Origin of the sequence: Pseudomonas fluorescens, assembly GCF_003732425.1 — a bacterium.
GTDB lineage: Bacteria > Pseudomonadota > Gammaproteobacteria > Pseudomonadales > Pseudomonadaceae > Aquipseudomonas > Aquipseudomonas fluorescens_BE.
Genome location: NZ_MOBX01000015.1, coordinates 495,748 through 522,344, shown reverse-complemented (window position 1 = coordinate 522,344; position 26,597 = coordinate 495,748). Strand labels below are relative to the sequence as shown.

Annotated in this window: 18 protein-coding genes and 2 pseudogenes; 1 reads left to right on the top strand and 19 read right to left on the bottom strand. The window is 60.3% G+C overall.

The window, feature by feature from the left end:
• Nucleotides 1-180: 180 nt before the first annotated feature.
• The 10 genes from gcvT to arcD (BK670_RS24355) form a co-directional block, all read right to left on the bottom strand.
• Nucleotides 181-1,305 (bottom strand): glycine cleavage system aminomethyltransferase GcvT, encoded by a 1,125-nt coding sequence (gcvT, locus tag BK670_RS24400; protein ID WP_123453601.1) that lies wholly within the window; start codon nt 1,303-1,305, stop codon nt 181-183.
• A 123-nt stretch (nt 1,306-1,428) separates the two neighbouring features.
• Nucleotides 1,429-2,805 carry an L-serine ammonia-lyase gene (locus tag BK670_RS24395; protein ID WP_123453599.1) on the bottom strand — a complete coding sequence of 459 codons (1,377 nt, stop codon included), beginning with the start codon at nt 2,803-2,805 and terminating at the stop codon, nt 1,429-1,431.
• 205 nt (nt 2,806-3,010) lie between these two features.
• Nucleotides 3,011-5,863 carry an aminomethyl-transferring glycine dehydrogenase gene (gene gcvP, locus BK670_RS24390; protein ID WP_123453597.1) on the bottom strand — a complete coding sequence of 951 codons (2,853 nt, stop codon included), beginning with the start codon at nt 5,861-5,863 and terminating at the stop codon, nt 3,011-3,013.
• Between the two features lie 11 nt (nt 5,864-5,874).
• Entirely contained in the window at nt 5,875-6,258 is a 384-nt protein-coding gene (gene gcvH / locus BK670_RS24385) for a glycine cleavage system protein GcvH (RefSeq protein ID WP_123453595.1), read from the bottom strand.
• A gap of 450 nt (nt 6,259-6,708) precedes the next feature.
• Nucleotides 6,709-8,217 (bottom strand): sigma-54-dependent transcriptional regulator, encoded by a 1,509-nt coding sequence (locus BK670_RS24380; protein WP_123453593.1) that lies wholly within the window; start codon nt 8,215-8,217, stop codon nt 6,709-6,711.
• A 210-nt stretch (nt 8,218-8,427) separates the two neighbouring features.
• Nucleotides 8,428-8,790, bottom strand: a complete 363-nt coding sequence (locus BK670_RS24375; protein WP_007908047.1) for a DUF5064 family protein — start codon at nt 8,788-8,790, stop codon at nt 8,428-8,430.
• 62 nt (nt 8,791-8,852) lie between these two features.
• Nucleotides 8,853-9,782 carry a carbamate kinase gene (arcC, locus tag BK670_RS24370; protein ID WP_123453591.1) on the bottom strand — a complete coding sequence of 310 codons (930 nt, stop codon included), beginning with the start codon at nt 9,780-9,782 and terminating at the stop codon, nt 8,853-8,855.
• A gap of 150 nt (nt 9,783-9,932) precedes the next feature.
• Nucleotides 9,933-10,943 carry an ornithine carbamoyltransferase gene (locus BK670_RS24365; RefSeq protein ID WP_064119121.1) on the bottom strand — a complete coding sequence of 337 codons (1,011 nt, stop codon included), beginning with the start codon at nt 10,941-10,943 and terminating at the stop codon, nt 9,933-9,935.
• Between the two features lie 69 nt (nt 10,944-11,012).
• On the bottom strand, nt 11,013-12,269 hold the full coding sequence (arcA, locus tag BK670_RS24360; RefSeq protein ID WP_123453589.1) for an arginine deiminase: 1,257 nt from the start codon (nt 12,267-12,269) through the stop codon (nt 11,013-11,015).
• A 33-nt stretch (nt 12,270-12,302) separates the two neighbouring features.
• Nucleotides 12,303-13,730 carry an arginine-ornithine antiporter gene (gene arcD, locus BK670_RS24355; RefSeq protein WP_123453587.1) on the bottom strand — a complete coding sequence of 476 codons (1,428 nt, stop codon included), beginning with the start codon at nt 13,728-13,730 and terminating at the stop codon, nt 12,303-12,305.
• 427 nt (nt 13,731-14,157) lie between these two features.
• On the opposite strand from arcD (BK670_RS24355), the gene arcD (BK670_RS24350) reads away from it, so the two are divergent.
• Complete coding sequence (gene arcD / locus BK670_RS24350) at nt 14,158-15,585, top strand: arginine-ornithine antiporter (protein WP_123453585.1); 1,428 nt, start codon at nt 14,158-14,160, stop codon at nt 15,583-15,585.
• Between the two features lie 129 nt (nt 15,586-15,714).
• Here the strand turns inward: arcD (BK670_RS24350) and BK670_RS24345 are convergent, their stop codons facing one another.
• The 9 genes and pseudogenes from BK670_RS24345 to gap form a co-directional block, all read right to left on the bottom strand.
• Nucleotides 15,715-17,064, bottom strand: a complete 1,350-nt coding sequence (locus BK670_RS24345) for a CoA transferase (protein WP_123453583.1) — start codon at nt 17,062-17,064, stop codon at nt 15,715-15,717.
• Between the two features lie 192 nt (nt 17,065-17,256).
• Nucleotides 17,257-17,784, bottom strand: a pseudogene (locus BK670_RS30360) (methyl-accepting chemotaxis protein); the annotation flags it as partial.
• Nucleotides 17,785-18,114: 330 nt separating this feature from the next.
• A pseudogene (locus tag BK670_RS30355) lies at nt 18,115-19,122 on the bottom strand (methyl-accepting chemotaxis protein); the annotation flags it as partial.
• Nucleotides 19,123-19,768: 646 nt separating this feature from the next.
• Nucleotides 19,769-20,164: a YbaN family protein gene (locus tag BK670_RS24335; protein WP_123453578.1), complete on the bottom strand. Its 396-nt coding sequence runs from the start codon at nt 20,162-20,164 to the stop codon at nt 19,769-19,771.
• A gap of 153 nt (nt 20,165-20,317) precedes the next feature.
• Nucleotides 20,318-20,914, bottom strand: coding sequence for a biliverdin-producing heme oxygenase (locus BK670_RS24330; RefSeq protein WP_123453576.1), 597 nt, complete (start codon nt 20,912-20,914; stop codon nt 20,318-20,320).
• 110 nt (nt 20,915-21,024) lie between these two features.
• A complete protein-coding gene (locus BK670_RS24325; RefSeq protein ID WP_123453574.1) occupies nt 21,025-23,610 on the bottom strand; it encodes a TonB-dependent receptor in 2,586 nt (861 codons plus the stop codon).
• A gap of 122 nt (nt 23,611-23,732) precedes the next feature.
• The gene (locus BK670_RS24320) at nt 23,733-24,698 is read right to left on the bottom strand and encodes a FecR family protein (protein WP_123453572.1); all 966 of its coding nucleotides are present in this window, start codon (nt 24,696-24,698) and stop codon (nt 23,733-23,735) included.
• A gap of 109 nt (nt 24,699-24,807) precedes the next feature.
• Complete coding sequence (locus BK670_RS24315) at nt 24,808-25,335, bottom strand: RNA polymerase sigma factor (RefSeq protein ID WP_123453570.1); 528 nt, start codon at nt 25,333-25,335, stop codon at nt 24,808-24,810.
• Between the two features lie 199 nt (nt 25,336-25,534).
• Nucleotides 25,535-26,536, bottom strand: coding sequence for a type I glyceraldehyde-3-phosphate dehydrogenase (gene gap, locus BK670_RS24310; protein WP_034153396.1), 1,002 nt, complete (start codon nt 26,534-26,536; stop codon nt 25,535-25,537).
• Nucleotides 26,537-26,597 lie beyond the last annotated feature (61 nt).

The window sequence follows — 26,597 nt, the reverse complement described above, 5'->3', positions numbered from 1 at the left end:
TGCTGGCACTTAGTCAGTCCACTAGTGCGGGCTTAGACGAATAGCTTGTTCAATTGTTTTCGATCGTTATAAGCAAAGTTCATATTCGAATCAGATGTTAGAAAATGCACTTTTTTGTGGCGATTGCGTTACACATTAGTGCACGCATAACGCAATCGCGTTACTTATAGAAACAGTCAATCAACCGCGATAGTAGCGTTGTGGAACAAATGGCATTTTGCTTACAAGCATTTGCACCTTTTTCCCACGCACGATGGCCCAAACCGGTGTATCGAGTGCGACATATGCGCTGTCGAGGTAACCCATCGCCAATGGTCCGCCCAAGGTAGGACCGAAGCCGCCGCTGCACACACTGCCGATGATCTCGCCTGCATCGTTGACGATTTCTGCGCCTTCACGCACTGGCGTGCGCTCCTGCGGCAGCAGGCCGACGCGTTTGCGTGCGACACCGTTCTGCTGCTGGGCGAAAACAGTCTCCGCCCCCGGGAAACCGCCGGCCCGCGCGCCATCCGCGCGGCGCGGCTTGGAAATCGCCCACAACAGGCTGGCCTCGATCGGCGTGGTCTCGGTGTTCATGTCGTGGCCGTACAGGCACAGGCCGGCTTCCAGACGCAGCGAGTCGCGGGCGCCGAGGCCGATGGCCTGGACTTCCGGTTCGGCGAGCAGGGCGCGGGCGAGTTTTTCCGCGTCGGCGGCCGGCACCGAGATTTCGAAACCGTCTTCGCCGGTGTAGCCCGAACGGCTGACAAAGCAATCGACGCCCAGCAGTTGCACGCGGTTGAACTGCATAAAAGTCATCTTCGCCACTTCCGGCGCCAGGCGCGCCAGCACGGTAACGGCTGCCGGACCCTGCAATGCCAAGAGCGCGCGCTCTTCGAACAGCGCCGTAATGGTGCACTGATCGCCGATATGCTTTTGCAGGTGGGCGAGGTCCTGATCCTTGCACGCGGCGTTGACCACCAGGAACAGTTCGTCGTTACCGAGGTTAGCGACCATCAGGTCGTCGAGGATGCCGCCGTTGTCGTTGGTGAACATCGCGTAGCGCTGCATGCCCACCGGCAGATCGATGATGTCCACCGGCACCAGGGTTTCCAGGGCTTTGGCGGCATTGGCGCCGGTCAGGCGGATCTGGCCCATGTGCGAGACGTCGAACAGCCCGGCGTGTTCACGGGTGTGCTGGTGTTCTTTCATCACGCCGAGCGGGTATTGCACTGGCATGTCGTAGCCGGCGAACGGCACCATGCGGGCACCGAGTTCGAGATGCAGAGCATGCAGCGGGGTTTTCGACAGTTGTTCGGTGGACATGCGTGGCTCCTTGAAAGTGTGGTTCGGGATTTGGGGCAAGATCAAGCGCCCCTCACCCCAGCCCTCTCCCGGAGGGAGAGGGAGTTAATTACGTTTCTCTCCCGGTGGGAGAGGGGGGCTTGATCAGCATTCGATAATGTTGACCGCCAGACCGCCACGGGCGGTCTCTTTGTATTTGCTTTTCATGTCGGCGCCGGTCTGGCGCATGGTGCGGATGACTTTGTCGAGGGAGACGAAATGCTGACCGTCGCCACGCATGGCCATGCGCACCGCGTTGATCGCTTTCACCGAGCCCATTGCATTGCGCTCGATGCACGGCACCTGCACCAATCCGCCAATCGGGTCGCACGTCAGACCGAGGTTGTGTTCCATACCGATTTCTGCGGCGTTCTCGACTTGCTGAACGCTGCCGCCAAGTACCTCGCACAACGCCCCGGCCGCCATCGAGCAAGCCACGCCGACCTCGCCCTGACAGCCGACTTCGGCGCCAGAAATCGAGGCGTTTTCCTTGTAGAGAATGCCGATGGCCGCTGCGGTGAGCAGAAAGCGCACGACGCCGTCGTCATTCGCGCCGGGGATAAAACGCATGTAGTAATGCAGTACCGCCGGAATGATTCCCGCCGCGCCGTTGGTGGGGGCGGTGACCACGCGCCCGCCGTTGGCGTTTTCTTCGTTGACGGCGAGTGCGTAGAGATTGACCCAATCAAGCACCGACAACGGATCGCGCAAGGCCGATTCCGGGTTCTTGCACAGTTGCCGGTGCAGCGCCGCCGCGCGGCGTTTGACCTTCAAACCACCCGGCAGAATGCCTTCGTTACGGCAACCCGCGGCGACGCAGTCCTGCATCACTTGCCAGATTTTCAGCAGGCCGGCGCGGGTTTCCGCTTCCGGGCGCCAGGCGCTTTCGTTGGTCAGCATCACCTGACTGATCGACAGACCATAGGTGGCGCAATGACCGAGCAAGTCCTTGGCGCTTTTGAACGGGAAGGTCAGCGGCGTGGCGTCTTCGACGATGCGGTCGGCACCCGCGGCATCTTCATCAACAACAAAACCACCACCGACCGAGTAGTACTCGCGGCTGCGAATCTGAATCCCCGCCGAATCGAAGGCGCGAAAGATCATGCCGTTGGGGTGATAGGCCAGCGGCTTGCGGATCATCGCCAAGTGTTCTTTCTCGTTGAACACGATGCTGTGTTCACCGAGCAGGTTCAGTCGACCGTTGCCGCGAATTTCTTGCAGGCGGGCGGCGACGGTTTCGGTGTCGACGGTGTCGGGATGTTCGCCTTCGAGGCCTAGCAGCACGGCTTTGTCGCTGCCGTGACCCTTGCCGGTGGCGCCGAGGGAACCGTAGAGTTCAACGCGAACGCTGGCCGTTGCACCGAGCAGGTTTTCTCGCCGCAGGCCTTCAGCGAAGCGCGCAGCAGCGCGCATCGGGCCGACGGTGTGGGAGCTGGAGGGACCGATGCCAATCTTGAACAGGTCGAACACGCTTAACGACATGAGGGGTTCTCCGGTTTCTTGTTATAGGAATTGGCGAAAGTCCGAAATCGGTTGCAGATCCCTTGTGGGAGCGAGCCTGCTCGCGAAAGCGCAGTGTCAGCCAACCTTTCATTAACTGACACTACGCTTTCGCGAGCAGGCTCGCTCCCACAGGGGGATCTGTGGTTTTGCAGAAATCGGGGCGATTAAAACGCCCCTCATTCGTTTAAGCGTAGCTTTCGATCGACGGGCAGGCGCAGACCAGATTGCGATCGCCGAACACGTTGTCGACGCGACCGACCGGTGGCCAGTATTTGCCTTCGATCAACGACGCCACCGGATACACCGCTTGCTCGCGGCTGTACGGGTGGGTCCACTCGCCAACCAGTTCCGCTGCAGTGTGCGGAGCGTTTTTCAGCGGGTTGTCGTCCTTGTCCAGCGTGCCGTTTTCCACCGCGCGGATTTCTTCGCGGATGCGGATCATGGCGTCGCAGAAACGATCCAGTTCTTCCTTGGATTCACTTTCGGTCGGCTCGATCATCAGCGTGCCCGCCACCGGGAACGACATGGTCGGCGCGTGGAAGCCGAAGTCGATCAGGCGCTTGGCGACGTCATCAACGCTGATGCCGCTGCTGTCTTTCAATGGACGCAGATCCAGAATGCACTCGTGCGCCACCAGGCCGTTGCTGCCGGTGTACAGCACTGGATAGTGCTCTTCGAGACGCCGGGAAATGTAGTTGGCGTTGAGGATCGCCAGTTGCGAAGCGCGCTTCAGACCGGCGCCGCCCATCATGCGAATGTACATCCAGGTGATTGGCAGAATGCTCGCGCTGCCGAACGGTGCCGCGCAGACCGCGCCTTCTTTGCGTTCCATCTGGCCGTGGCCTGGCAGGAATGGGGTCAGGTGCGACTTGACGCCAATCGGACCGACGCCCGGGCCGCCACCGCCGTGCGGGATGCAGAAGGTTTTGTGCAGGTTCAGGTGCGAAACGTCGCCGCCGAACTTGCCCGGCGCGCAGAGGCCGACCATCGCGTTCATGTTGGCGCCGTCGATGTACACCTGGCCGCCGTTGTCATGAATGATCCCGCAGATTTCGCGGATGCCTTCTTCGAACACGCCGTGGGTCGACGGGTAGGTGATCATCAGCGCGGCGAGGTGTTCGCGGTGCTCGATGGCTTTGGCACGCAGGTCTTCGATATCGACGTTGCCGCGGGCATCGCAGGCAGTCACGACCACGCGCATGCCAGCCATGTTGGCAGTGGCCGGGTTGGTGCCGTGGGCGGACGACGGGATCAGGCAGATGTCGCGGCGCTCATCGCCACGGCTCTGGTGATAGGCGCGGATCGCCAGCAGGCCAGCGTATTCACCTTGCGAACCGGCGTTCGGTTGCAGCGAGATCGCGTCGTAACCGGTGGCGGCGCAGAGCATCGCTTCCAGTTCGTCGGTCAGCTGTTGGTAACCGGCGCTTTGCTCGGCTGGAGCGAACGGGTGCAGGGCGCCGAATTCGGCCCAGGTAACCGGGATCATTTCGCTGGCGGCGTTGAGTTTCATGGTGCACGAGCCCAGCGGGATCATGGTGCGATCCAGGGCCAGGTCCTTGTCCGCCAGTTTGCGCAGGTAGCGCATCAGCTCGGTTTCCGAGTGATAGCGGTTGAACACCGGGTGGCTGAGGACCGGCGACTGACGTACTAGCGCAGCCGGGATGGTGCTCTGTACCGAAGCGGCCAGTGCAGCGAAGTCCGGCAGGGTCTTGCCGTCGGCGAACAGGCCCCACAGGGTTTCGATATCCGCCTGGGTGGTGGTTTCGTCCACCGACAGGCCAAGACGCTGAGCATCGATCACGCGCAGGTTGATCTGTGCAGCGTTCGCCTTGTCGTGCAGCGCGGCGGTTTGCGCGCCGGTGGCTACGGTCAGGGTGTCGAAGAAGCTGGCTTGTTCGACTTCCGCGCCCAGAGCGGTCAGGCCCTTGGCCAGAATCGCGGTCAGGTGATGCACGCGGTTGGCGATCTGGGTCAGGCCTTTCGGGCCGTGGTAGACGGCGTACATGCTGGCGATGTTGGCTAGCAGCACTTGCGCGGTGCAGATGTTCGACGTGGCTTTCTCGCGGCGGATGTGTTGCTCGCGGGTTTGCATCGCCAGGCGCAGCGCCGGTTTGCCGAAACGGTCAACCGAGACACCGACCAGACGGCCGGGCATGTCGCGCTTGAACGCATCTTTGGTGGAGAAGTACGCAGCGTGCGGGCCACCGAAGCCCAGCGGCACGCCGAAGCGTTGTGCCGAACCGATAGCGACGTCCGCGCCGAACTCGCCCGGGGCGGTCAGCAGGGTCAGGGCCAGCAGGTCTGCGGCCACTGCAACCAACGCGTTGGCGGCGTGGAAGCGCTCGGTCAGTTCGCGGTAGTCGAACACGTCACCGTTGCTAGCCGGGTATTGCAGCAGCGCGCCGAAGAACGGCGTCACGTCAGTCAGTTCACGCTCGTCGCCGACCACAACTTCAATGCCCAACGGCTCGGCACGGGTGCGCAGCACGTCGAGGGTTTGCGGGTGGCTGTGGATCGAGGCGAAAAATTGGTGGCTGCCCTTGTTCTTGCTCAAGCGTTTGCAGAAGGTCATGGCTTCGGCAGCGGCGGTGGCTTCGTCGAGCAAGGATGCGTTGGCGATCGGCAGGCCGGTGAGGTCGCTGATCATCGTCTGGAAGTTCAGCAGCGCTTCGAGACGGCCCTGGGAAATTTCTGGCTGGTACGGGGTGTAAGCGGTGTACCAGGCCGGATTTTCCAGGAGGTTGCGCAGGATCGGCGACGGCGTGTGGCAGTTGTAGTAGCCCTGGCCGATGTAGGTCTTGAACAGCTGGTTTTTGCCGGCGATCGATTTGATCATCGCCAGTGCGTCGGCTTCGCTCAGACCGTCGTCCATGCCGAGCACGCTGGTGCCCTTGATGCTTTCCGGGATGACGCTGGCGCTCAGGGCTTCGAGCGAATCGAAGCCGAGGCTGTTGAGCATGGCTTGCTCGTCACCGGCGCGCGGGCCGATGTGACGGGCGATGAATTCGTTGGCGGTGCCGAGGTTTACTTGGGTCATGTCGCTACTCCTCAGGCTTCGGCTTGGGCTTTGATCAGACGGTCGTAGGCGTCTTGATCCAGCAGTTTGGCCACAGCCGATGCGTCGGTTGGCTGGAAGCGGAAGAACCAGCCTTGGCCCAGCGGATCTTCGTTGACCAGTTCCGGGGCGTCTTCCAGCGCCGGGTTGACTTCCAGTACGTCGCCGTCGAGGGGCATGTACACGCCGCTGGCGGCTTTCACCGATTCCACGGTGGCGGCTTCGGCGCCTTTTTCGTAAGCCTGCAGCTCAGGCAGTTGCACGAACACCACGTCGCCCAAGGCGTTCTGCGCGAAAGCGGTGATGCCGACAGTAACGCTGCCGTCAGCTTCGGTGCGCAGCCATTCGTGATCTTCAGTAAAACGCAACTCGCTCATGGAAACTCCTCAGGGGGCCAGACTCGTCTGGTGGACGCGGTGGAATGCTTGGGCGGGGAAGCCCTATTTATGAGGGGATGATTAGCAAGAACGCGGCCAATGTTTATTTGTTGTTATAAATCAATGGCTTATGTGTTTGCATGAAGTAGCGTGCATTGACGTATGTAGCGAAATCGCTACAGCGCGGGGCGAGGAAAAAAGCTGAACGGGATCAAAGCCTTGCACAGCGGTGATCAGAAGAGGGTGTAGCGATATCGTTCCGCTGTAGCGCTTTCAGTACAGCTGGAGGTCGTTTTTAACGCGACTTCGAATCCACCCTCTAACTCCTGTGGGAGCGAGCCTGCTCGCGAAGAGGGTGTGTCAGTCACCAATGATTCTGCTGATATACCGCTTTCGCGAGCAGGCTCGCTCCCACAGGGGGGTATTTCTCACAGCGGATTTGTAGTGTTTTCAGGGTTTGTTGGGAATGCCGTACTTGCGCAATCGATGGGCGATGGCCGTGTGTGAGGTTTGCAGGCGGCTGGCCAGTTGGCGAGTCGAGGGATAGCTGACGTAGAGTTTTTCCAGCAGCGTTTTTTCGAACGACTCGACCGCTTGTTCAAGGCTGTCGACGTCGCTGTCGGCCTGCCGTGCGACCGAAGTGCCAGCAATGTCGAGATCGCCGATATCCACAAGGCTGCTCTCGCAAATCGCCGCCGCGCGGAAGATCACGTTCTGCAATTGCCGCACGTTGCCCGGCCAGCGATTGCCGAGCAGCGCCGGGTAAGTCCCCGGGGCGAGGCGGCAGACCGGGCGCTGAATCTGCGCACAAGCCTGCTGCATGAAATACCGCGCCAGCAGCAGAATGTCCTGGCCGCGCTCGCGCAGCGGCGGGACTTCAACGTTGAGCACATTGAGGCGATAAAACAGGTCTTCGCGGAATAAGCCTTCGCTGACCATTTTTTCCAGATCGCGGTGGGTCGCGCTGAGGATGCGCACATTAACCTTCACTTCACGATCACCGCCGACGCGACGGAAGCTGCCGTCGTTCAAGAAACGCAGCAGCTTGGCCTGCAAGTACGGCGACATCTCGCCGATCTCATCGAGAAACACCGTGCCCTGGTTGGCCAGTTCCATCAGCCCCGGTTTACCGCCGCGTGCTGCTCCCGTGAAAGCGCCGGGGGCGTAGCCGAACAGTTCGCTTTCGGCGAGGTTTTCCGGCAGCGCCGCGCAGTTGAGGGCGAGAAACGGTGCACTGTGGCGAGTGCTGATGGCGTGGCAGGCGCGGGCCACCAGTTCTTTACCGGTGCCGGTTTCGCCTTGAATCAGCAGAGGGGCGTCGAGGGCGGCGACTCTTTGAGCGCGAGCCTTGAGGGTGCGGATCGCCGGGGATTCGCCGAGCAGCGCGTCGAAACCTTCGGCGTGGTCGTGGTGCAGGGCCGAGAGTTGTTCGCCGATGCGGTTCGGTTGATACAGCGTCAGCAGGGCGCCAGCGTCGGTGATCGGCGTGGCATCGAGCAGCAAGGTCTGGCCGTTGACGGTGATCTCGCGCAGCGGCAGACGGAAGCCATTTTCGAGCAAGGTGTCGAGCAGCGCGGGATCATTGAACAGTTCCGCGACACTCTCGCCGGCCGGTTCGCGACCGTACAACGCGATCAACGCCGGGTTAGCCAGCAGCACCTTGCCGGCACTGTCGAGTGCCAAAACGGGATCGGTCATCGCCGCCAGCAAGGCATCGAGCTGCAAGTGCCGACGCTGGCCGGGGAGGATGTCGACCACGGTCACAGCCTCCACGCCGAGCACGCGAAACAGGGCATCTTTCAGCTCTTCTAGCACTTGCGGGCTTAAGGTCGGCGCGTCGATGTAGACGTTGGGCGGGATCATCTCCACCGCATCCAGATTGAGATTGCGCCCGCCGAGGATAGCCAGGACTTCCTGGGTGATGCCGACGCGGTCGATGAAACTGACGTGGATACGCATGGGGCGGTTCAGTGTTCTGCAGTGCGGAGGGGGGCAAGTATGCCTTGGGGCGGGGCAATGGTGAAATGTACGGCGATTTTCAGAGCTACATAGTTCCCTTGTGGGAGCGAGCCTGCTCGCGAATGCGGTGTGTCAGAAATGAAGAAGTTGACTGACACATGGCTTTCGCGAGCAGGCTCGCTCCCACAGGGGAAATGTGCCGGGTTCGGGTTATTCGAAATGCTCAAGATTGACCGGGTCGCCAGATTTCATATCGAGTTGCTTGCGGATGTCTTCAAACATCATGTCGTAATGCTTGTGCACCGAACCGATCTGACTGTGAGTCTTGGGAATGCCGTACTTCTCGGCAATTTTCGTCACGTTGTTGGCAAAGTTGTAGGCCTCCTCCTTGGGCAGGAAGAACGTCTCTTTCATGTCTTTTCCCTGAAGGTTGCCATGCATCGTGAACTGGATGCCTTTGCCTTTTTGCGGATCGGTGAATACTTCATAGTCGAGGTGCACGTTGTAACTGACATCGTCCGGGGTCAACGCGTGCCGTTCGATGTGCAGATGACCGGGTTCAAACTGGGCCATGGGTTTCTCCTTTCAAGGCATGGGAGAAGGGCAGACCCTCGGTCTGCCCCCGGAGTTTCTGATTATCGATAGCTGATGCCGGGCTTGGCGGTGGTCACGCGAGTACCGGCAGTGCCCTGGACGATCGCTTCGATGTCCGCCAACGAACCGATCACCGCGACTTTGCCAGTATGGCGCGCAAATTCGCAGGCTGCCTGCACCTTCGGCCCCATCGAGCCGGCGGCGAAACCGAGTCGCTCCAGTTCATCCGGATGCGCTTCGGCAATGGCTTTCTGCGTCGGTTTGCCGTAATCGATGAACGCCGCGTTGACGTCCGTGGCGATCACCAGCAGGTCGGCTTCCAGTTGCTCGGCGAGCAGCGAGGAGCACAGGTCCTTGTCGATCACCGCCTCGATACCCTTGAGGTTACGGTTCTCGTCGTACATGGTCGGAATCCCGCCGCCACCGGCGCAAATGACGATGCTGCCCTTGTCCAGCAGCCACTTGATCGGGCGGATTTCGAAGATGCGTTTTGGTCGTGGACTGGCCACCACGCGGCGGAATTTGTCGCCATCCGGAGCGATGGCCCAGCCTTTTTCGGCGGCAAGTTTTTCCGCTTCGGCCTTGTCGTAAACCGGGCCGATCGGTTTGCTCGGGTTCTGGAAGGCCGGATCCTTGGCGTCGACTTCCACCTGGGTGAGCAGGGTGGCGAACGGCACTTCGAAGTCGAGCAGGTTGCCCAGCTCCTGTTCGATGATGTAGCCGATCATGCCTTCGGTTTCGGCACCGAGCACGTCCAGCGGGTAAGGGGTGACGGAGGTGTAGGCCGCCGCTTGCAGGGACAGCAGCCCGACTTGCGGGCCATTGCCGTGAGCGATGACCAGTTGGTTGCCGGGATGGATCTTGGCGATTTGCTCGGTGGCGATGCGGATGTTGGCGCGCTGATTGTCAGCGGTCATCGGTTCACCACGGCGGAGCAGGGCGTTACCGCCCAGAGCTACGACGATACGCATAATGCAATCCTTTCAGAATTCGATGACCCTGTAGGAGCTGCCGAAGGCTGCGATCTGTTGATCTTGATCTTGAACAAGCAAAGTCAAAAGATCGCAGCCTTCGGCAGCTCCTACAGGTTATTGGTTGATCAGGAGAGCCTGATCAGCCAGTTACAGATCAGCCAGGGTCGAGACCAGAATCGCCTTGATCGTGTGCATGCGGTTTTCCGCTTGCTCGAAGGCGATGCAGGCGGGCGACTCGAACACGTCGTCGGTCACTTCTATGCCGTTTTTCAGGTGCGGATACTGCTCGGCGATTTGCTTGCCGACTTTGGTATCGCTGTTGTGAAACGCCGGCAAGCAGTGCATGAACTTGGTGCGCGGGTTGCCGGTGGCTTTCATCAGCTCGGCGTTAACCTGGTACGGCAGCAGTTGCTGGATACGCTCGGCCCAGGCTTCCACCGGCTCGCCCATCGACACCCAGACGTCGGTGTGGATGAAGTCGACGCCTTTGACTGCCGCTTTCGGGTCTTCAGTCAGGGTGATGCGCGCGCCGCTTTCTTCCGCGTACTTGTTGCAGCGCTCGACCAGATCGTCATGGGGCCACAGGGCTTTCGGCGCGCAGATGCGCACGTCCATGCCGAGTTTGGCGCCGACCAGCAGCAGTGAGTTGCCCATGTTGTTGCGCGCGTCGCCCAAGTAGGCGTAGCTGATTTCATGAATCGGCTTGTCGGCGTGTTCACGCATGGTCAGCACGTCGGCGATCATCTGAGTCGGGTGATATTCGTCGGTCAGGCCGTTGAACACCGGCACCCCGGCGAACTTCGCCAGCTCTTCGACGATTTCCTGTTTGAAGCCACGGTACTCGATGGCGTCGTACATGCGACCCAGCACGCGGGCGGTGTCTTTCATGCTTTCTTTGTGGCCGATCTGCGACGAGTTCGGGTCGATGTAGGTGACGTTGGCGCCTTGGTCATACGCCGCCACTTCGAACGCGCAACGGGTGCGGGTCGAGGTTTTCTCGAAGATCAGGGCGATGTTGTTGCCCTTCAGGTGTTGCTGCTCGGTGCCGGTGTATTTCGCGCGTTTCAGATCGCGGGACAGGTCGAGCAGGTAGCGCAGCTCACGTGGGGTGTGGTGTTCCAGGCTGAGCAGGTTACGGTTGTGAATGTTGAACGCCATGATGATTCTCCTTGGATTCGGTAATCGGCCCGGCCGCTACGGGGTGGGTGCGGCCGGGGAGATGGTCGTTTAGTAATCGATCGGGTCGCGGATGATTGGGCAGGTCATGCAGTGGCCACCGCCACGGCCTCGGCCCAGCTCACCGGCGCTGATGGTGATGACTTCCACGCCGGCCTTGCGCAGCAGGGTGTTGGTGTAGGTGTTGCGGTCGTAACCGATGACCACGCCCGGCTCCACGGCCACTACGTTGTTGCCGTCGTCCCATTGCTCGCGTTCAGCGGCGAAGCTGTTGCCGCCGGTTTCCACCACACGCAGCTTCGGCAGGTTGAGGGCTTTGGCCACGGTGTCGAGGAAGGTGCCTTCCTCGCGACGGATGTCGATGCCGCCCTGTTTGCTTTCGTCAGGGCGCAGGGTGAAGGCGACGATCTGGTTGACCACTTCCGGGAAAATCGTCACCAGGTCGCGGTCGCAGAAGCTGAACACGGTGTCCAGGTGCATCGCCGCGCGGGATTTCGGCAGGCCGGCGACGATGACTTTTTCCACGGCTTTGTTCTTGAACAGGTTCAGCGCCAGTTGGCCGATGGCCTGACGCGATGAGCGCTCGCCCATGCCGATCAACACCACGCCGTTGCCGATCGGCATGACGTCGCCGCCCTCAAGGGTGGAGCTGCCGTGGTCCTTGTCCGGGTCGCCGTACCAGATCTCGAAATCGGCGTTGGTGAACTGCGGGTGGAATTTGTAGATGGCCGTGGTCAGCAGGGTTTCCTGACGGCGCGCTGGCCAGTACATCGGGTTCAGCGTCACGCCACCGTAAATCCAGCAGGTGGTGTCGCGGGTGAACTGGGTGTTCGGCAGTGGCGGCAGAATGAAGCTGGAGTGGCCGAGGAAGTCGCGGTACATCTGGATGATCTTGCCGCCGAAGCTGTCCGGCAGATCATCGGCCGATACGCCACCGATGAGGAATTCGGCGATGTGCCGGGGCTCAAGGCTTTTCAGCCAGGACTTCACTTCGCTGATCAGGCCCAGGCCCACCGAGTCGGCGGTGACCTTGCGTTCGAGAATCCAGTCCAGTGCTTCCGGGATGGCGACGATGTCGGTCAGCAGGTTGTGCATTTCCAGCACGTCGATGCCGCGCTCGCGCATTTTGGTGACGAAGTCGAAGTGGTCACGCTTGGCCTGGGCCACCCAGAGCACGTCATCGAACAGCAGTTCATCGCAGTTGTTCGGGGTCAGCCGCTGATGGGCCAGACCTGGGGAGCACACCATGACTTTGCGCAGTTTGCCGGCTTCGGAATGGACGCCGTACTTAACTTTTTCCGTGGTCATTTCAGATCCTCCAGATAACAAAACAATCAGGGGTTACAGAGTCAGGAAACCGTCGTAGAGGCCATAGGCAGCCACCAGGGCACCGACGACCACTGCGGCGAAAATCAGCTTCTCGACGTTAGTGAAAATCGCTTGTTTGAGTTCCAGCTTGGCCTTGGCGAACAGGATCGCGCCGGGTGCGTAGAGCAGGGCCGAGAGCAGCAGGTACTTGACCCCGCCGGCGTACAGCAACCACACCGCGTAGATCAGCGCGATGCCGCCGATGATCAGATCCTTGCGCCGTTCGGCTGCAAAGCCTTCGTAGCTTTCGCCGCGCACCGCCAGCAGCAGGGCGTAGGCCGCCGACCACAGGTAGGGCACCAGAATCATCGAAGTGGCGAGGTAGATCAGCGACAGGTAAGTGCTGGCCGAGAACAGCGTGATGATGAGGAAAATCTGCACCATCGCGTTGGTCAGCCACAGGGCGTTGACCGGTACGTGGTTGGCGTTTTCCTTGCGCAGAAACGCCGGCATGGTGTGGTCTTTGGCGGCGGCGAACATGATCTCCGCACACAGCAGCACCCACGACAGCAGCGCCCCCAGCAGGGAAATAATCAGGCCGACGCTGATCAGCACCGCGCCCCAGTGACCGACCACATGCTCAAGCACGGCGGCCATCGACGGGTTCTGCAGTTTTGCCAGTTCCGGTTGGGTCATGATGCCCAGCGACAGCACATTCACCAGCACCAGGAAAAGCAGCACGGTGATGAAACCGATCACGGTGGCCTTACCGACGTCCGAGCGTTTTTCGGCGCGGGCCGAGAAGATGCTCGCGCCCTCGATACCGATGAACACCCACACGGTGACCAGCATCATGTTGCGCACCTGGTTCATCACGCTGCCCAGGTCCGGGTTTTTCACGCCCCAGATGTCGGCGGTGAAGATGTCCAGTTTGAAAGCGAACACCGCGATCAACACGAACAGCAGCAGCGGTACGACTTTGGCAACCGTGGTCACGAGGTTGATGAACGCCGCTTCCTTGATCCCGCGCAGCACCAGAAAGTGCACCGCCCACAGCAGCACCGAAGCGCCGATGACGGCGGCAACCGTGTTGCCTTCGCCGAAAATTGGAAAGAAATAGCCGAGGGTGCTGAAGAGCAGGACGAAGTAACCGACGTTGCCCAGCCAGGCGCTGATCCAGTAACCCCAGGCGGACGAGAAACCCATGTAATCGCCGAATCCGGCCTTGGCGTAGGCGTAGACACCACCGTCCAGGTCAGGCTTGCGATTGGCGAGGGTTTGAAAGACAAAAGCGAGGGTGAGCATGCCGACAGCAGTGATGGCCCAACCGATAAGTACTGCGCCAACATCGGCGCTGGCGGCCATGTTTTGTGGCAAGGAGAATATCCCGCCACCGATCATCGAGCCGACTACCAATGCAACCAGTGCACCTAGTCGTAGTTTTCCGGGAGCTTCAGACATTGCATGACTCCATTGCAGGAGAGAAGAGATCACAGCGTAGTTCTGTTGTCTGTTCAAACAGCTGACTTAGATCAGTGCATGGTCACATTCCATTGTTAATGAATGACTTAGGCTTCGGCTGAAGGCATAAAGCTCCTGCCCGCAAGGCCCGTCCTAGAGGCGTTGTGGCTACATCTTTGGGAATGGCTATTATTACTTTCGAAGTATCACGCTAGTTCTTTTTCAGCGTTTGGCAAATTTTCAGCGTCTGTTTTCAGTACAGAATTGATTTATCAGGATCGGCGCACAAAACTGACTTAATGTGCTAGGCGTTAGCGTCATCCGCTATATATTTAGTGGCTTTATCTGATAGCTATCATCTTGTTCTATTCATTTAATCAATAGTTGTTACAAGCAACCGCTCATCACACATAAAAGGGAAATTGAAATGTCGCAACCGACGCAAAAGCTGCGATTAGGCGCGTTGATCGCTCTGGTGGTGGGTTCGATGATTGGCGGGGGGATTTTCTCGTTGCCGCAGAACATGGCGGCACGCGCCGACGCCGGGGCGATCCTGATCGGTTGGGGCATTACGGCCATCGGCATGCTGACCCTGGCCTTCGTGTTCCAGACCCTCGCCAATCGAAAACCTGAACTGGATTCCGGCGTGTACGCCTACGCCAAGGCCGGGTTTGGCGACTACATGGGTTTTTCATCCGCGTGGGGTTACTGGATCAGCGCGTGGCTCGGCAACGTCGGTTATTTCGTGCTGCTGTTCAGCACCCTCGGTTACTTTTTTCCGGTGTTCGGTCAGGGCAATACGCCGATCGCCATCGGCTGCGCCTCGGTGCTGCTATGGGCTGTGCACTTTCTGGTGATGCGCGGGATCAAGGAGGCGGCGTTCATCAATCAGGTGACCACAGTGGCCAAGATCGTGCCGCTGATCATGTTCATCGTCATCGCCGCCGTGGCGTTCAAGGCCGACATTTTTACCCGTGACATCTGGGGCAGCAGCAACCCGAGTTTCGGTGGAGTGATGGATCAGGTGCGCAACATGATGCTGGTCACCGTGTTCGTGTTCATCGGCATCGAAGGCGCCAGCGTCTACTCGGCGCGGGCGGAGAAACGCAGCGACGTCGGCCGCGCCACGGTGATCGGATTTATCGGCGTGCTGGCGCTGCTGGTACTGGTCAACGTGCTGTCGTTGGGGATCATGAGCCAGCCGGAACTGGCCAACCTGCAGAACCCCTCGCTGGCGGCGGTGCTGGAACACATCGTCGGGCCGTGGGGGGCCTTGCTGATCAGCATTGGTCTGGCGATTTCCTTGCTCGGCGCATTGCTGTCGTGGGCGTTGCTGTGTGCGGAAATTCTCTTTGCCACGGCGCGAGACAAGACCATGCCGGCGTTCCTCAGAAAGGAAAACGCCAACCATGTGCCGGTCAATGCGTTGTGGCTGACCAACGTGATGATCCAGATCTTCCTGTTGATCACGCTGTTTTCGGCCGGCACTTACACCAGCCTGATTTATCTGGCCTCGTCGATGATTCTGGTGCCGTATCTGTGGTCGGCGGCATACGCGGTGTTGCTCAGCGGGCGCGGCGAAACCTACGAACACGCTTCGGCCGAGCGCACCAAGGATTTGCTCATCGGCGGCATCGCCCTCGGCTATGCGGTGTGGTTGTTGTATGCCGGCGGGGTGAAGTATTTGCTGCTTTCGGCGCTCTTGTATGCGCCGGGAGTGATCCTGTTTGCCAAGGCCAAGCACGAGGCGGGCGAGCCGTTGTTCACCCATGTCGAGAAAGGCATTTTCACCTGCGTGATCATCGGCGCGGGGCTGGCGGCGTATGGGTTGTACAGCGGTGTGCTGTCGTTGTGAGGTTGTCGCTGGCGTATCGACTGCCGTCGATTATGGATGCCCAGCCAATCTTTCAAGTCGGTGAGTTTCTCGAATTTCCCCCAATCAGTCCCCTCTCCCTCTGGGAGAGGGTTAGGGTGAGGGGCTTTTTTAGAGCCACTGTGGGTTATGGGCGCCCAACTCGGTGGCCGGCAACACCCACTGAATTGGCGTGCCGCTGATCTTCACCGGCACCTGCAACCGGTGCGCCGGCCCCCACGGGGTTTGCTCGACCGACAAGCTCTGATCCTGTTCATCCTCGGCGCGTAGTGCTTCCATTGTCCCTGGTCCCTGTTCGATCAGCAGTTTGGCCGTACGTGCCAGCGACAATCGCGCCGAGCCACCGCGACCATTACGCAATCGCTGCGTCAGCAATCTGAGCGCACTCGCCGCCATCAAATACCCCGTCGCATGATCCAGCGCCTGCACCGGCAACGGCGTTGGTGTCTCGGTCTGCTTCCAGCGCTGTCCGGCCTCGGCAATGCCGCTGCTCATCTGCACCAGACTGTCGAAGCCTCGGCGGTTCTGCCACGGGCCGCTCCAGCCGAAAGCGTTGAGGCCGACATCGATCAGGCCCGGTGCCAGTTGGCGGCGGCGCTCAACGCCGAAACCGAGATTTTCCAGGGCGTCGGCGCGGTAACCGTGCAGCAGAATGTCGGCGTCTTTCAACAACCCCTCGAACACTGCGCGATCAACCGGGTCATGCAGATTCAGCCGCGCGCAGCGTTTGCCGAGGGTCATTTCCGGGACGACCCCGGGCTCATTCCAGGTCGGGGAATCGATGCGCAATACATCGGCGCCAAGGCCAGCGAGAAAACGGCTGGCGGTGGGGCCGGCGAGTACGCGAGTCAGGTCCAGCACTTTGATTCCGGCCAACGGTTGCGCCAGCGAGCCTTGCCACGCTTGGTGATGTTCATCCTGTGCAGCGAGGAAGTGCACCAGCGGCTCGGCATTCACCGCCAGCCCCTGCGGATGCGTCTGCCACTGCGCCCAACTGCGCATTTCGGCGGCGCAGCCCTTGGCCTCGACCACCGCTTGCTCCAGATCCGTGCTCGTCCATTGCGCAACTTTCGCCGCCATCGCCGCGCGGTCGGCGCAGGCCCCGAGCACGCGCTCAGCGGCGGCGCGGTGATGCGGGGCATTGGTGTGCAGGCGGATCCAGCCGTCGCGGGTCTGGTAATCGCCAGCGACCGGATCCCACAGCGGCGGGACTTGCCAGCCAATCGGGCGGATGGAGGTGGCGAACCAGAACGAGGCCAGTCGTCGGTCGACTTCGACGGCGGGCAAGTGCCCGGTTTGTTGCAGGAGCAGTTCGGCGACAGCCTGACCGGCAGCGGCGATGCTGGCGCGGGCAAGCTCAGTGACGGCGAACGCCGAGGGCAGGGCGCCGCTGTGGGTGAACGGAATCGGCGTGTGCGACAAGCCGAGTGCGGCTTGAATAGACGTGAGTAAATCAGTCATCGAAGGCCCTCCGAAGCGAGAGGGCGATGATAGTGCAAAACAATCCCGAGTTAGATGAAAACGCCAGCGGGTGAACACTTACCCCTGTGGGAGCGAGCTTGCTCGCGAAAGCGGTGGATCAGTCACATTAGTGTTGAATGTGCTGCCGTCTTCGCGAGCAGGCTCGCTCCCACAGGGATTTTTGCAGGTTTGCTAGACGCGGAACTGATCCATCAATTTCATCTGCTGACTGGCCAGGGCATTGAGCTGGCTGCTGATCGCCGCCGACTCAGTGGCTTGCCCGGTCAACGTCTCGGTGACCGTGCGAATGGCCGAGACATTGCGATTGACCTCTTCGGCCACCGCGCTCTGCTGTTCAGCGGCACTGGCAATCTGCAGGTTCATGTCGCTGATCACCGTCACCGCGTCACTGATTTTGCCCAACGCATCGACTGCCTGACGAATCTGCCCGGCGTTGTTGTGCGCCTGGGTCTGGCTCGAATGCATGGTCGCGACCACGCCACGGGTGCCCGTCTGAATACGCTCGATCACGATGCGAATTTCTTCTACCGAATCCTGAGTGCGCTTGGCGAGGTTGCGCACCTCGTCGGCAACCACTGCGAAACCACGCCCGCTCTCACCGGCGCGGGCCGCTTCGATCGCGGCGTTGAGGGCGAGCAGGTTGGTCTGTTCGGCGATGCTGCGGATCACTTCCAGCACCGAGCCGATCTGTTCGCTGTTGACCGCCAGTGCTTCTACTTCAGTCACGGCCTTGCTGACTTCATCGGCCAGTTGATTGATGTCGCGGGTGCTGCGCTCGATGATCGACATGCCGTCCTTGGCCGACTGATCGGCACCTTTGGCGGCGTTGGCTGCGTTGGAGGCGCTGTTGGCGACATCGTGGGCAGTGGCGCTCATTTCGTTGGACGCGGTGGCGACCTGGTCTATTTCGCGGAACTGCACCTGCATGCCTTCGCTGGTCTGGCGGGCGATTTCCGAGGACTGGTCGGCGGTGCCGCGTGCTTCGGTGATGCTCTGTTTGATCTGGGCGATGGTCGGTTGCAGCTTGTCGAGGAAGCGGTTGAACCAGTTCACCAGTTCGCCCAGTTCGTCTTTCTTGCTGTAGTTCAGGCGCTGGGTCAGATCGCCTTCGCCGCTGGCGATGTTCTTCAGCATGTCGGCAACGCTGTTGATCGGCCGGGTGACGCCGGACGCGGTCAGCCAGATCAGCAGCAGACCGACCAGACCGGCGACCACGGCGACTAGCAACGCGGTGATTACGCCGGTTTTCTGAGCATCATCGAGCACCGCTTGCAGCTTGACCGAGTCAGCCAGCAGCACTTGTTTCGGCAGGTCGATGATCACGCCCCAGGCGCGCGAGTTGCCGATCGGATCGACCGGGTACACGGCACGAATCAGGTCGCCCTGTTCGAGAATCTTCGGCGTGCCGCTGCTGACCAGTTGCAGCAGGTCCTTGCCATCGGCGCCGAGGGTGTCGCTGATTTTTTTGCCGACCTTGCTCGCGTCGGAACTGTTGGCCCCGAGCACGCCGCTGCCGGAGACGATCAGCATGTGCCCGGCGTTGTTGAACAGGTTGCGCTGGGAATCCACGGCGGCCGCTTGCAGCGCATCGAGGGCGATGTCGACACCGACCACGCCGATGGCTTTACCGTCGACGATCAACGGCACGGAAATGGTCGTCATGAGCATTTCCTTGCCACCGACGGTGTCGGCGTACGGGTCGAGCAGGCAGGTACGCTTGTTGTCGCGAGGGCAGGTGTACCAACTGTTGTACGGCGTGCCGCTGAGGCTGAGGGTGGTCTTGGTCATGTCTTCTTCGACCATGATCGTGTTCAGCGCCGAGCCGGCCGCGCGGCTCCAGTACGTGGCGAAACGCCCGGCTTCGTTGGACTGGCGCGCGGCGTCATTGACGAACTCGCTGTCCTTGCCGTCCAGACCATTGGGTTCGAAGGCGAGCCAGATGCCGAGCACTTTGTCGTTGCGTTCAAAAGCGGTTTTCAGGCTCAGGTTCAGCTCTTCGCGCAAGGCGCCGTCGTCCAGCGAACGCTTGGCGGCCATCACCCGCATGTCCTTGATTTGATCCGCTACGGCAGTGATCACCGTCAGGCTTTCGCCGAAGGTCTTTTGCACCCGCACTGCTTGTTCGGCGGCTTTGGCTTGCAGCAGATTTTGCACGCTGGCGGTGAGCAACTGGTTGCTCGAGTTGCTGACCAGTTCGTCGTTCCGGTTGGTCTGGTAGATGTTCATGCCGACGATCAGCGCGACCACACCGAGCAGGCACAGGCCGGAGAGCAGAACGATTTTCAGGCGAATGGACAGTGAGTCGAACATGGGGCGATCTCGCGAATGAATAAACGGGTGGCTGCGGGTACGAACGACCCGGTTCGCCAAATCCATTCAGCGCCATGCAATGCACATCGGCGCCAGGCGTGGGTGCATGAGGCCGTTGCCGACGAATGGTCAGCGCTAAACGTTTGCGCAGGAGATTGTGCTGAAAAGGGGATTAATTACAGGGAAGTTTCAGGCTGATGAACGGCAACGTATTTTGTGGTGATGAGGTTTTTGTGGCGAGGGCGCTTGCTCCCGCTCGGCGGCGCAGCCGTCGCAAAACCGGTACACGCGGTGAGTCAGAAAAAAAAACGGGGGAGCGCTTCGCACTCCAGCGGGAGCAAGCGCCCTCGCCACAAAAGCATCTTCTACTGGATCAGGCGGGTTTAGCGATGGACTCAGGGCGCGACCAGATCCACAGATTGCCCAGGCTCATCCCGGCAATCGCCAGATAAACCGGCCAGCCATGATCGAGCATCACCAGCATCAGGGTCGCGCAGAGCAACATGCTCAGCGTCGCGCTGACCTTGGCCTTGCGCGCGATGATCTTGCCGTTGCGCCAGTTACTCAGGATCGGCCCGAACAAACGATGGTTTTCCAGCCAGGCACTCAGGCGCGGCGAGCTGCGGGTCGCGGCCCAGGCGGCGAGGAGGATGAACTCGGTGGTCGGCAGGCCGGGCACGACAATGGCGATCAGGCCGATGCCGAGGCTGACGTAGGCCAACAGGCCGAACAGCAGACGGGCGAGTTTCGAGGAGGCGGGTTGCGGCATGGGCTCAGCGGTGGCTTCTGAAGCGGAACGGAGATCTTACAGGCTTACGCAGTTCCCCTGTAGGAGCTGCCGAAGGCTGCGATCTTTTGATGTTGTTTTCAAGATCAAAAGATCGCAGCCTTCGGCAGCTCCTACAGGGGGATGTGTGTTGTGTCAGGCGGGTTCGGCCTCTGTGGCGTAAGCCTGTTCCAGCAGCACGGTGAAGCGGTTGAACGCATCGAGCGCGCCTTGCTCCACTTCAGCCTCTTCTTCAGCGCTGAACTGCAACGAGTCGAGAGTACGCACAAAGCGCTTCCAGCCTTCAGCACGGCCACCTTCAGGCTCACCGAGGTGACGGGCGCCAAAGGTTTCGCTCAGCTCCAGCGCCACCGCGCGTTTGATCAGGAACGCTGCGCCGAGCTTCGAACCTTCGGAGACAAAGAGCCAGCCCAGCGCACGGGCCTTGCTCGGGTTGTTCACCGCGCCTGCCACCGGCGCCGGCACTTCGGTGTCGAGATCAACCAGGTCAGCCTTGGCCGCTTCTGCGCGGCAACGGGCCGGCAGATCGGGGACGATGGCGGTCAGTTCAGCGTCGTTGTAGAGGTCGACCAGTTCCGACTGGAACAGGTATTGCGCGACGACGAAACGGGCGAAGTTGGCGCGGGTCTCGAACGGCGCATGGGCTTTGACCAGGGCGTCGAGCTTGCTGTGCGGCTCGTGGGTAATCTGGTTCAGGCGTTGTGTACGCAGGGCTTTTTCCGAAGTGGTCATGACATGTCCTTGATAAAAGAGGCGCTTGATAACGAGACGAACAAGACACCGTGCAAGCGTAAAAAAACCTCACGGCGCGGTGCCTGAACACGCGCGGTGAGGTTCGCCGATCAGATGTCCCAGATCAGGTTGATCGCGAAGTTGCGGCCCGGTTGGGTCAGGCGATCGAGGTTGGCCGGTTGCGTCACCGACGCTTCGCCGACGCTGTCGTAACCGCGCACGTCATCCCACAGCCAGTACTTCTTGTCGGTCAGGTTGTAAATGCCGCCGCTGACGGTGACGTCATCCGTGACTTTGTAGTACCCGGCCAGATCAAGAATGCCGAAGCCCGGCGTTTTGAACTGACTGCTGACGCCATCCGGCGACTTGAAATTGCTATCGTCGACGCGATCCTTTTTCTTCACCACGGTCCAGCTCAGCAGGCCGCCGTAGTTGTCCTGGTCGTAACCCAGACCGAACACGCCGGTCAGCGGGTTGACGCTGTTGATCGGCTCGCCGTTGTCGTTGTTGCGACCGTAGGCGTAGGCAATCGAGCCTTGGGTATACAGACCTTGTGGCGCGCCGAACGCATCCAGATTCAAACGACCTTTGACTTCCGCACCTTTGATGGTGGCGTGCTTGATGTTGGCCGACTGGAAGGTCAGCTCGTTGCGGCCCGGGGTCACAGCGTCTTCGTTGATGAAATCGCGGTACTTGTTATAGAACACCGCCACGTCGAACGAGCCTTGCTCGAAGTGGCCGCGCAGACCGGTTTCGTAGCTTTTGCTTTTCTCCGGATCGAGGTCCGGGTTCGGCGCCACGCTATAACCGGTGGTGGTGTTTTCGAAACGGCCGTACAGGGCTTTCGCGGTCGGGGTGCGGAAGCCTTCGGCGTACTGACCGTACCAGGTGTAGTTATCGGTCAGGGCGTAGGTCAGGCCGAATTTTGGCGAGACTTTGTGCCAGGTCTTGTTCTCGTCGCTGACCGTGCCTTGGCCGTCAGCCGCCACGGTGTTGAGGAATTCCTGAGTGATGTGCGGCTTGAGCTGGGTGTAGTCGTAGCGCAGGCCGGGCAGGAATGTCCAGTTGTTCCAGCTGATCTGATCCTGGGCGAACACGCTGTAGGTGTTGATGGTCGGGTCCGGGAAGTCGGTGGCTTTGGCCAGCACGTCAGCGGTGCTGGTTGCACCAATGGCGGTGCAGCCACGACCGACAGCCAGGCAGGTGCCGTCGCCGCTGCGCGAGCCGGTGACTTTCTGTTGCTTGAGGGTGGTGCCGTAAGTCAGCACGTGATCGGTGTCGCCGATGGCGAAGGCCTTGTCCAGCTGCGCATCGAACACCCACTGCTTTTCTTCGTAAAGGGTGTCGCGAGTGCGCAGCACTTTACGGGTGATCGGGTAGTAGAACTCGGTGGTGCTCTGGTCGGTCTTGGCGATCTGGTGGTTGAGGCTCCACTTCACGTTGTCGACCAGCAGGCTGTCGAGGGCGAATGTGTGTTCGATGCCGAAACGCTCACGGGTGATGGTGTCGTTGCCGGTGCGCCACTGGTACATGCCGCCGGGCAGTACGCTGTCGGGAATGGTCGGGGCGCCGTTGAAGTACGGGCCGCCGTAAGCACTTTTCTGATCGGTGTCGCGATCATCCTTGTATTTTTCGTAGGTCAGGCCCAGACGCGAATCTTCGTTGTAGTTCCAGCCGATCTTGGCCAGCACGTTGTAGGCGTTGACGTCTTCCGGGTTGGCGGCGGTGCGCTCAAGGCCAGTGCCATTGTTGCTGCCGTAGGAATCGGTTTCGTGACCGTCGCGCTGGCTGTAGTGCAGCAAACCGTCGAACCGGTCGGCGCGGCCGGCAACGGTGGCGGATTTCAACCAGCTGTCATCGGCCGAGCTGTAACCGCTTTTCAGGCGAGCACCGACGTCTTTGCCTGGTTTGATGATGTCGTCGGCATCGAGGGTGTAGTAGCTGACGGCGCCGCCGATGGCGTTGCTGCCATACAGCACCGAGGCCGGGCCACGGAGGATTTCCACGCGTTTAACGATTTCCGGGTCGACGTAATTGCGCTGGGTCTTGGCGTACGGGCCGTTGAAGAAGCCGTCTGGCACTTCGACGCCGTCAACCTGAGTCAGGATGCGGTCGCCGTCGATCCCGCGAATGTTGTAGCCGCTGATGCCGCCACGCTGGCCGGCGCCGCCGACGGACACACCCGGCTCGTAGCGCACCAGATCCTTGATGGTGTTGACGTTGTTGCGGTCCAGATCCTGGCGGGTCTGCACGGTGACGGTAGCCGGCACGCTGTTAACCGACTGTTCCTGGCGGGTGGCGCTGATGGTCACCTGATCGAGATTGAGCGTGCCGCTGGCGTTGCGCTTTTCCAGCACGACGTTGTTGTTGCTGATTTTGCGGAAGCTCAGGTTGGTCCCCACCAACAGGCGCTCCAGGGCTTTTTCCGCTGGCAGCGAACCGCGCACGCCCGGCGACGACACGCCCTGACCCAACTCTGCCGGCAAGCCGACCTGCCAACCGGTCACGGCGGTGAAGGCATTGAGCGCCGACACCAGCGGCTGCTGGCCGATGGCGAATGCGTAATCGCCCATGTTCCGCGCGGGCTGCTCAGTGGCAGCCATCAGCGGTGCAGTGCCGGCCATCAGGATGGCAGCGGTCAGTAGCGACAGTACGCGGGAAGGGGAAGCAGTCTGGCGGGTAAGGCGAGAGGACATCGATAGCGCTCCGTGTCGCACGAATCTTTATAGGGGCTGATTGACTTCGCGTGTTGCGAATCAATTGCATTGGCTATAACGAGACGTACTGACGTCGGCTATCGAGTAAAAATAATTCTCATTTAGTTCAGGATGACCACGGCAGGGAATTCTTTCAGTTGCGCCGAGGTGATCTGCGCGAGGGAACGAACCACGTCGAGTGGCTGATCGAGACGGTAATTACCGGTCACGGCGACGTCGGCCAGTTGCTCGTTGTTGTTGATGATCCAGCCCGGATAGTAGCGGCGCAATTCGGCCAGCACCTGATTCAGCGGGCAGTTCTCGAACACCAGCCGGCCCTGGACCCAGGCCAGGTCAGTGTTGGGGTCGAGTTTGGCTGGACGGTCGAAACCGTTGGGGCCGATACGAATACTCTCACCCGCCGTCAGACGTACGCGAGCGTCGTTATGCGTCGCCTGCAGATCGACATCGCCACGCTGCACGTTGACCTGCGCCACGCCATCGAGATAACGCACGGCAAACGCGGTATCGCGCACGCTGGCGCGGACCGGGCCGGCATCGATTTCCAAGGGTTGACTGCGGCCGCTGGCGATCTCGAAAAACGCTTCGCCCTGAAACAACCGGGCAACGCGCTGCTGATCGTTGATGGTGCTGGAAAATGCCGAATTGGTATTGAGCAGGACTTTCGAGCCGTCCTCCAGTTGCAGGCGCTGACGCTCGCCGACCACCGTCAGATGATCGGCCTGAATGCGCATCGGCAGATTACTGAAACTGAACAGACCGAGGATCAGCACCGCGGCAGTGGCCAGCGGTTTCCAGTGCGGACGCAGACGCTTGAGGACAGTGACTTTCGCAGGTTTCGCCGCCAGGCTTTGCGCACACAGGGCGACTTGCGGGCCGTCCCAGATTGCCTGCGCCTTGGCAAACGCCTCGGCATTTAGCGGATCGGCCGACAGCCAGGCATGGAACTGCCGGGTCTGCTCCTCGTCCGGGCTGCCGAGCACGATGAGCCAGTCCAGCGCCTGGTCCATTGCGTTGGCAGCGTCCCGCGCCGAATCCGGCGAAGGCGAGCGGTGGGTGTCCGTCACGGTGTTTCCTCAGGGCTACTGGCGAAGCAGTTTCAAGCTTCAAGCTTCAAGCTTCAAGCTGCAAGCCAGATGCGTGTACTGCTTTTCGTTTTTACTTGGGGCTTGAAGCTTACAACTTGCCGCTGCTGTCGTGTCGTTCGGCGACGCCGATGCAAATGCTCATGATCAGCTTCAGTTCTTTTTGCACGGTGCTGAGGGAAACATTCAGCTCGTCGGCGATTTCCTGATAGCTGTGCCCATGCAAACGACTGAGGATGAAAATCTGCTGCTGGCGCGGGCTAAGTTGACTGAGACTCACGTTCAGGCGCTCCAGCATCTGTTCGGCGTGGGCGGCGTCTTCGGCGCTGCTGGCGGGTGCGGCGACGCTGTGCACGACATCCTGCGGCACGTCGTCGACCATGGTTCGCGAATGGATCTTGCGCGCACGCAAATGATCCAGCGCCAGATTGCGCGCTGTCTGGAAGACAAAAGGTTCGAGGTGATCGATGGCCCGCTCACTCAACGCCCGCGTCACGCGCAGGTAGGTCTCCTGCAACAGATCTTCGGCGGTGCTGTGATTGTTGACCATCCGCTCCAGCGTACGCAGCAAGGATGTGCGCTGAGTAAGGAAGACGTGGTTGAAGCGCGATTGACTCACGGGAGGACCTGATCGATTTCAAGCGAATGATAATGCTTATCATCTGCCTGTATGGTCAAGACCTGATTTTGAATAGAACGAAAAACCTTGTGGGAGCGAGCCTGCTCGCGAAAGCGGTGTATCAGCCAACATAAATGTTGAATGACACATCGTATTCGCGAGCAGGCTCGCTCCCACAGGGATAGGGGATTACTTGGGATTATTCGGCGTTACACAACGCCAGGCAGTTATCCAGCATACGGTTGGAGAAGCCCCACTCGTTGTCATACCAGGCCAGCACTTTCAGCAGTTTGCCGCTGGATTTGGTGTGGTTGGCGTCGAAGATCGACGACAGCGGGTTGTGGTTGAAGTCGCTGGACACCAGCGGCAGGGTGTTGAAGCCGAGAATCTTCGAATGTTGGCTGGCGGCTTTCATCAGCGCGTTGACTTCCTCGGCGCTGGCTTCCTTCTTCAGTTGCACGGTCAGGTCCACCAGCGACACATTGATCACCGGCACTCGCACGGCCATGCCGGTCAGTTTGCCCGCCAGTTCCGGCAGCACCAGGCCCACGGCTTCAGCAGCGCCGGTCTTGCTCGGGATCATGTTCTGCGTGGCCGAACGCGCGCGGTACGGGTCGGTGTGATAGACGTCGGTGAGGTTCTGATCGTTGGTGTAGGCATGAATGGTGGTCATCAGACCGCTTTCGATCCCCAGTTCGCGGTGCAGCACCTGCGCCACTGGCGCCAGGCAGTTGGTGGTGCACGAAGCGTTGGAGATGATCTGGTGCGACTGGCGCAGAATGTCGTGGTTCACACCATAGACAACCGTGGCGTCGGCGCCTTTGGCCGGAGCCGAGATGATCACTTTGCGTGCGCCGGCAGTAATATGCGCGGCCGCTTTGGCGCGATCGGTAAAGAGACCGGTGCATTCGAACACCACATCAATCTTTTCCGCCGCCCATGGCAGTTCGGCCGGGTTGCGAATGGCGCTGACCGCAATGCGGTCGCCGTTGACGGTCAGACTTTCATTGTCATGCTCGACCTGAGCGTCGAACGTGCCGTGAACGGTGTCGTATTTGAGCAGATGAGCATTGATCGAGCTGTCGCCCAGATCGTTGATGGCGACAATCTGCAAATCCTGTCGATAGCCTTGGGTATACAGTGCGCGCAGGACATTACGGCCGATGCGGCCAAAACCATTGATTGCGATTCGAAGAGTCATGGAACAGCGCCGCCGTCGTTTTGTTGTTGGAATTACAAGATTATTCGCATAAAAATAGAAA

What these genes read in the sequence shown, in the direction of transcription:
- gcvT (WP_123453601.1), bottom strand. Translation starts at nt 1,305, where the DNA reads ATGTCCACCGAACAACTGTCGAAAACCCCGCTGCATGCTCTGCATCTC.
- BK670_RS24395 (WP_123453599.1), bottom strand. Translation starts at nt 2,805, where the DNA reads ATGTCGTTAAGCGTGTTCGACCTGTTCAAGATTGGCATCGGTCCCTCC.
- gcvP (WP_123453597.1), bottom strand. Translation starts at nt 5,863, where the DNA reads ATGACCCAAGTAAACCTCGGCACCGCCAACGAATTCATCGCCCGTCAC.
- gcvH (WP_123453595.1), bottom strand. Translation starts at nt 6,258, where the DNA reads ATGAGCGAGTTGCGTTTTACTGAAGATCACGAATGGCTGCGCACCGAA.
- BK670_RS24380 (WP_123453593.1), bottom strand. Translation starts at nt 8,217, where the DNA reads ATGCGTATCCACGTCAGTTTCATCGACCGCGTCGGCATCACCCAGGAA.
- BK670_RS24375 (WP_007908047.1), bottom strand. Translation starts at nt 8,790, where the DNA reads ATGGCCCAGTTTGAACCCGGTCATCTGCACATCGAACGGCACGCGTTG.
- arcC (WP_123453591.1), bottom strand. Translation starts at nt 9,782, where the DNA reads ATGCGTATCGTCGTAGCTCTGGGCGGTAACGCCCTGCTCCGCCGTGGT.
- BK670_RS24365 (WP_064119121.1), bottom strand. Translation starts at nt 10,943, where the DNA reads ATGGCGTTCAACATTCACAACCGTAACCTGCTCAGCCTGGAACACCAC.
- arcA (WP_123453589.1), bottom strand. Translation starts at nt 12,269, where the DNA reads ATGACCACGGAAAAAGTTAAGTACGGCGTCCATTCCGAAGCCGGCAAA.
- arcD (WP_123453587.1), bottom strand. Translation starts at nt 13,730, where the DNA reads ATGTCTGAAGCTCCCGGAAAACTACGACTAGGTGCACTGGTTGCATTG.
- arcD (WP_123453585.1), top strand. Translation starts at nt 14,158, where the DNA reads ATGTCGCAACCGACGCAAAAGCTGCGATTAGGCGCGTTGATCGCTCTG.
- BK670_RS24345 (WP_123453583.1), bottom strand. Translation starts at nt 17,064, where the DNA reads ATGACTGATTTACTCACGTCTATTCAAGCCGCACTCGGCTTGTCGCAC.
- BK670_RS24335 (WP_123453578.1), bottom strand. Translation starts at nt 20,164, where the DNA reads ATGCCGCAACCCGCCTCCTCGAAACTCGCCCGTCTGCTGTTCGGCCTG.
- BK670_RS24330 (WP_123453576.1), bottom strand. Translation starts at nt 20,914, where the DNA reads ATGACCACTTCGGAAAAAGCCCTGCGTACACAACGCCTGAACCAGATT.
- BK670_RS24325 (WP_123453574.1), bottom strand. Translation starts at nt 23,610, where the DNA reads ATGTCCTCTCGCCTTACCCGCCAGACTGCTTCCCCTTCCCGCGTACTG.
- gap (WP_034153396.1), bottom strand. Translation starts at nt 26,536, where the DNA reads ATGACTCTTCGAATCGCAATCAATGGTTTTGGCCGCATCGGCCGTAAT.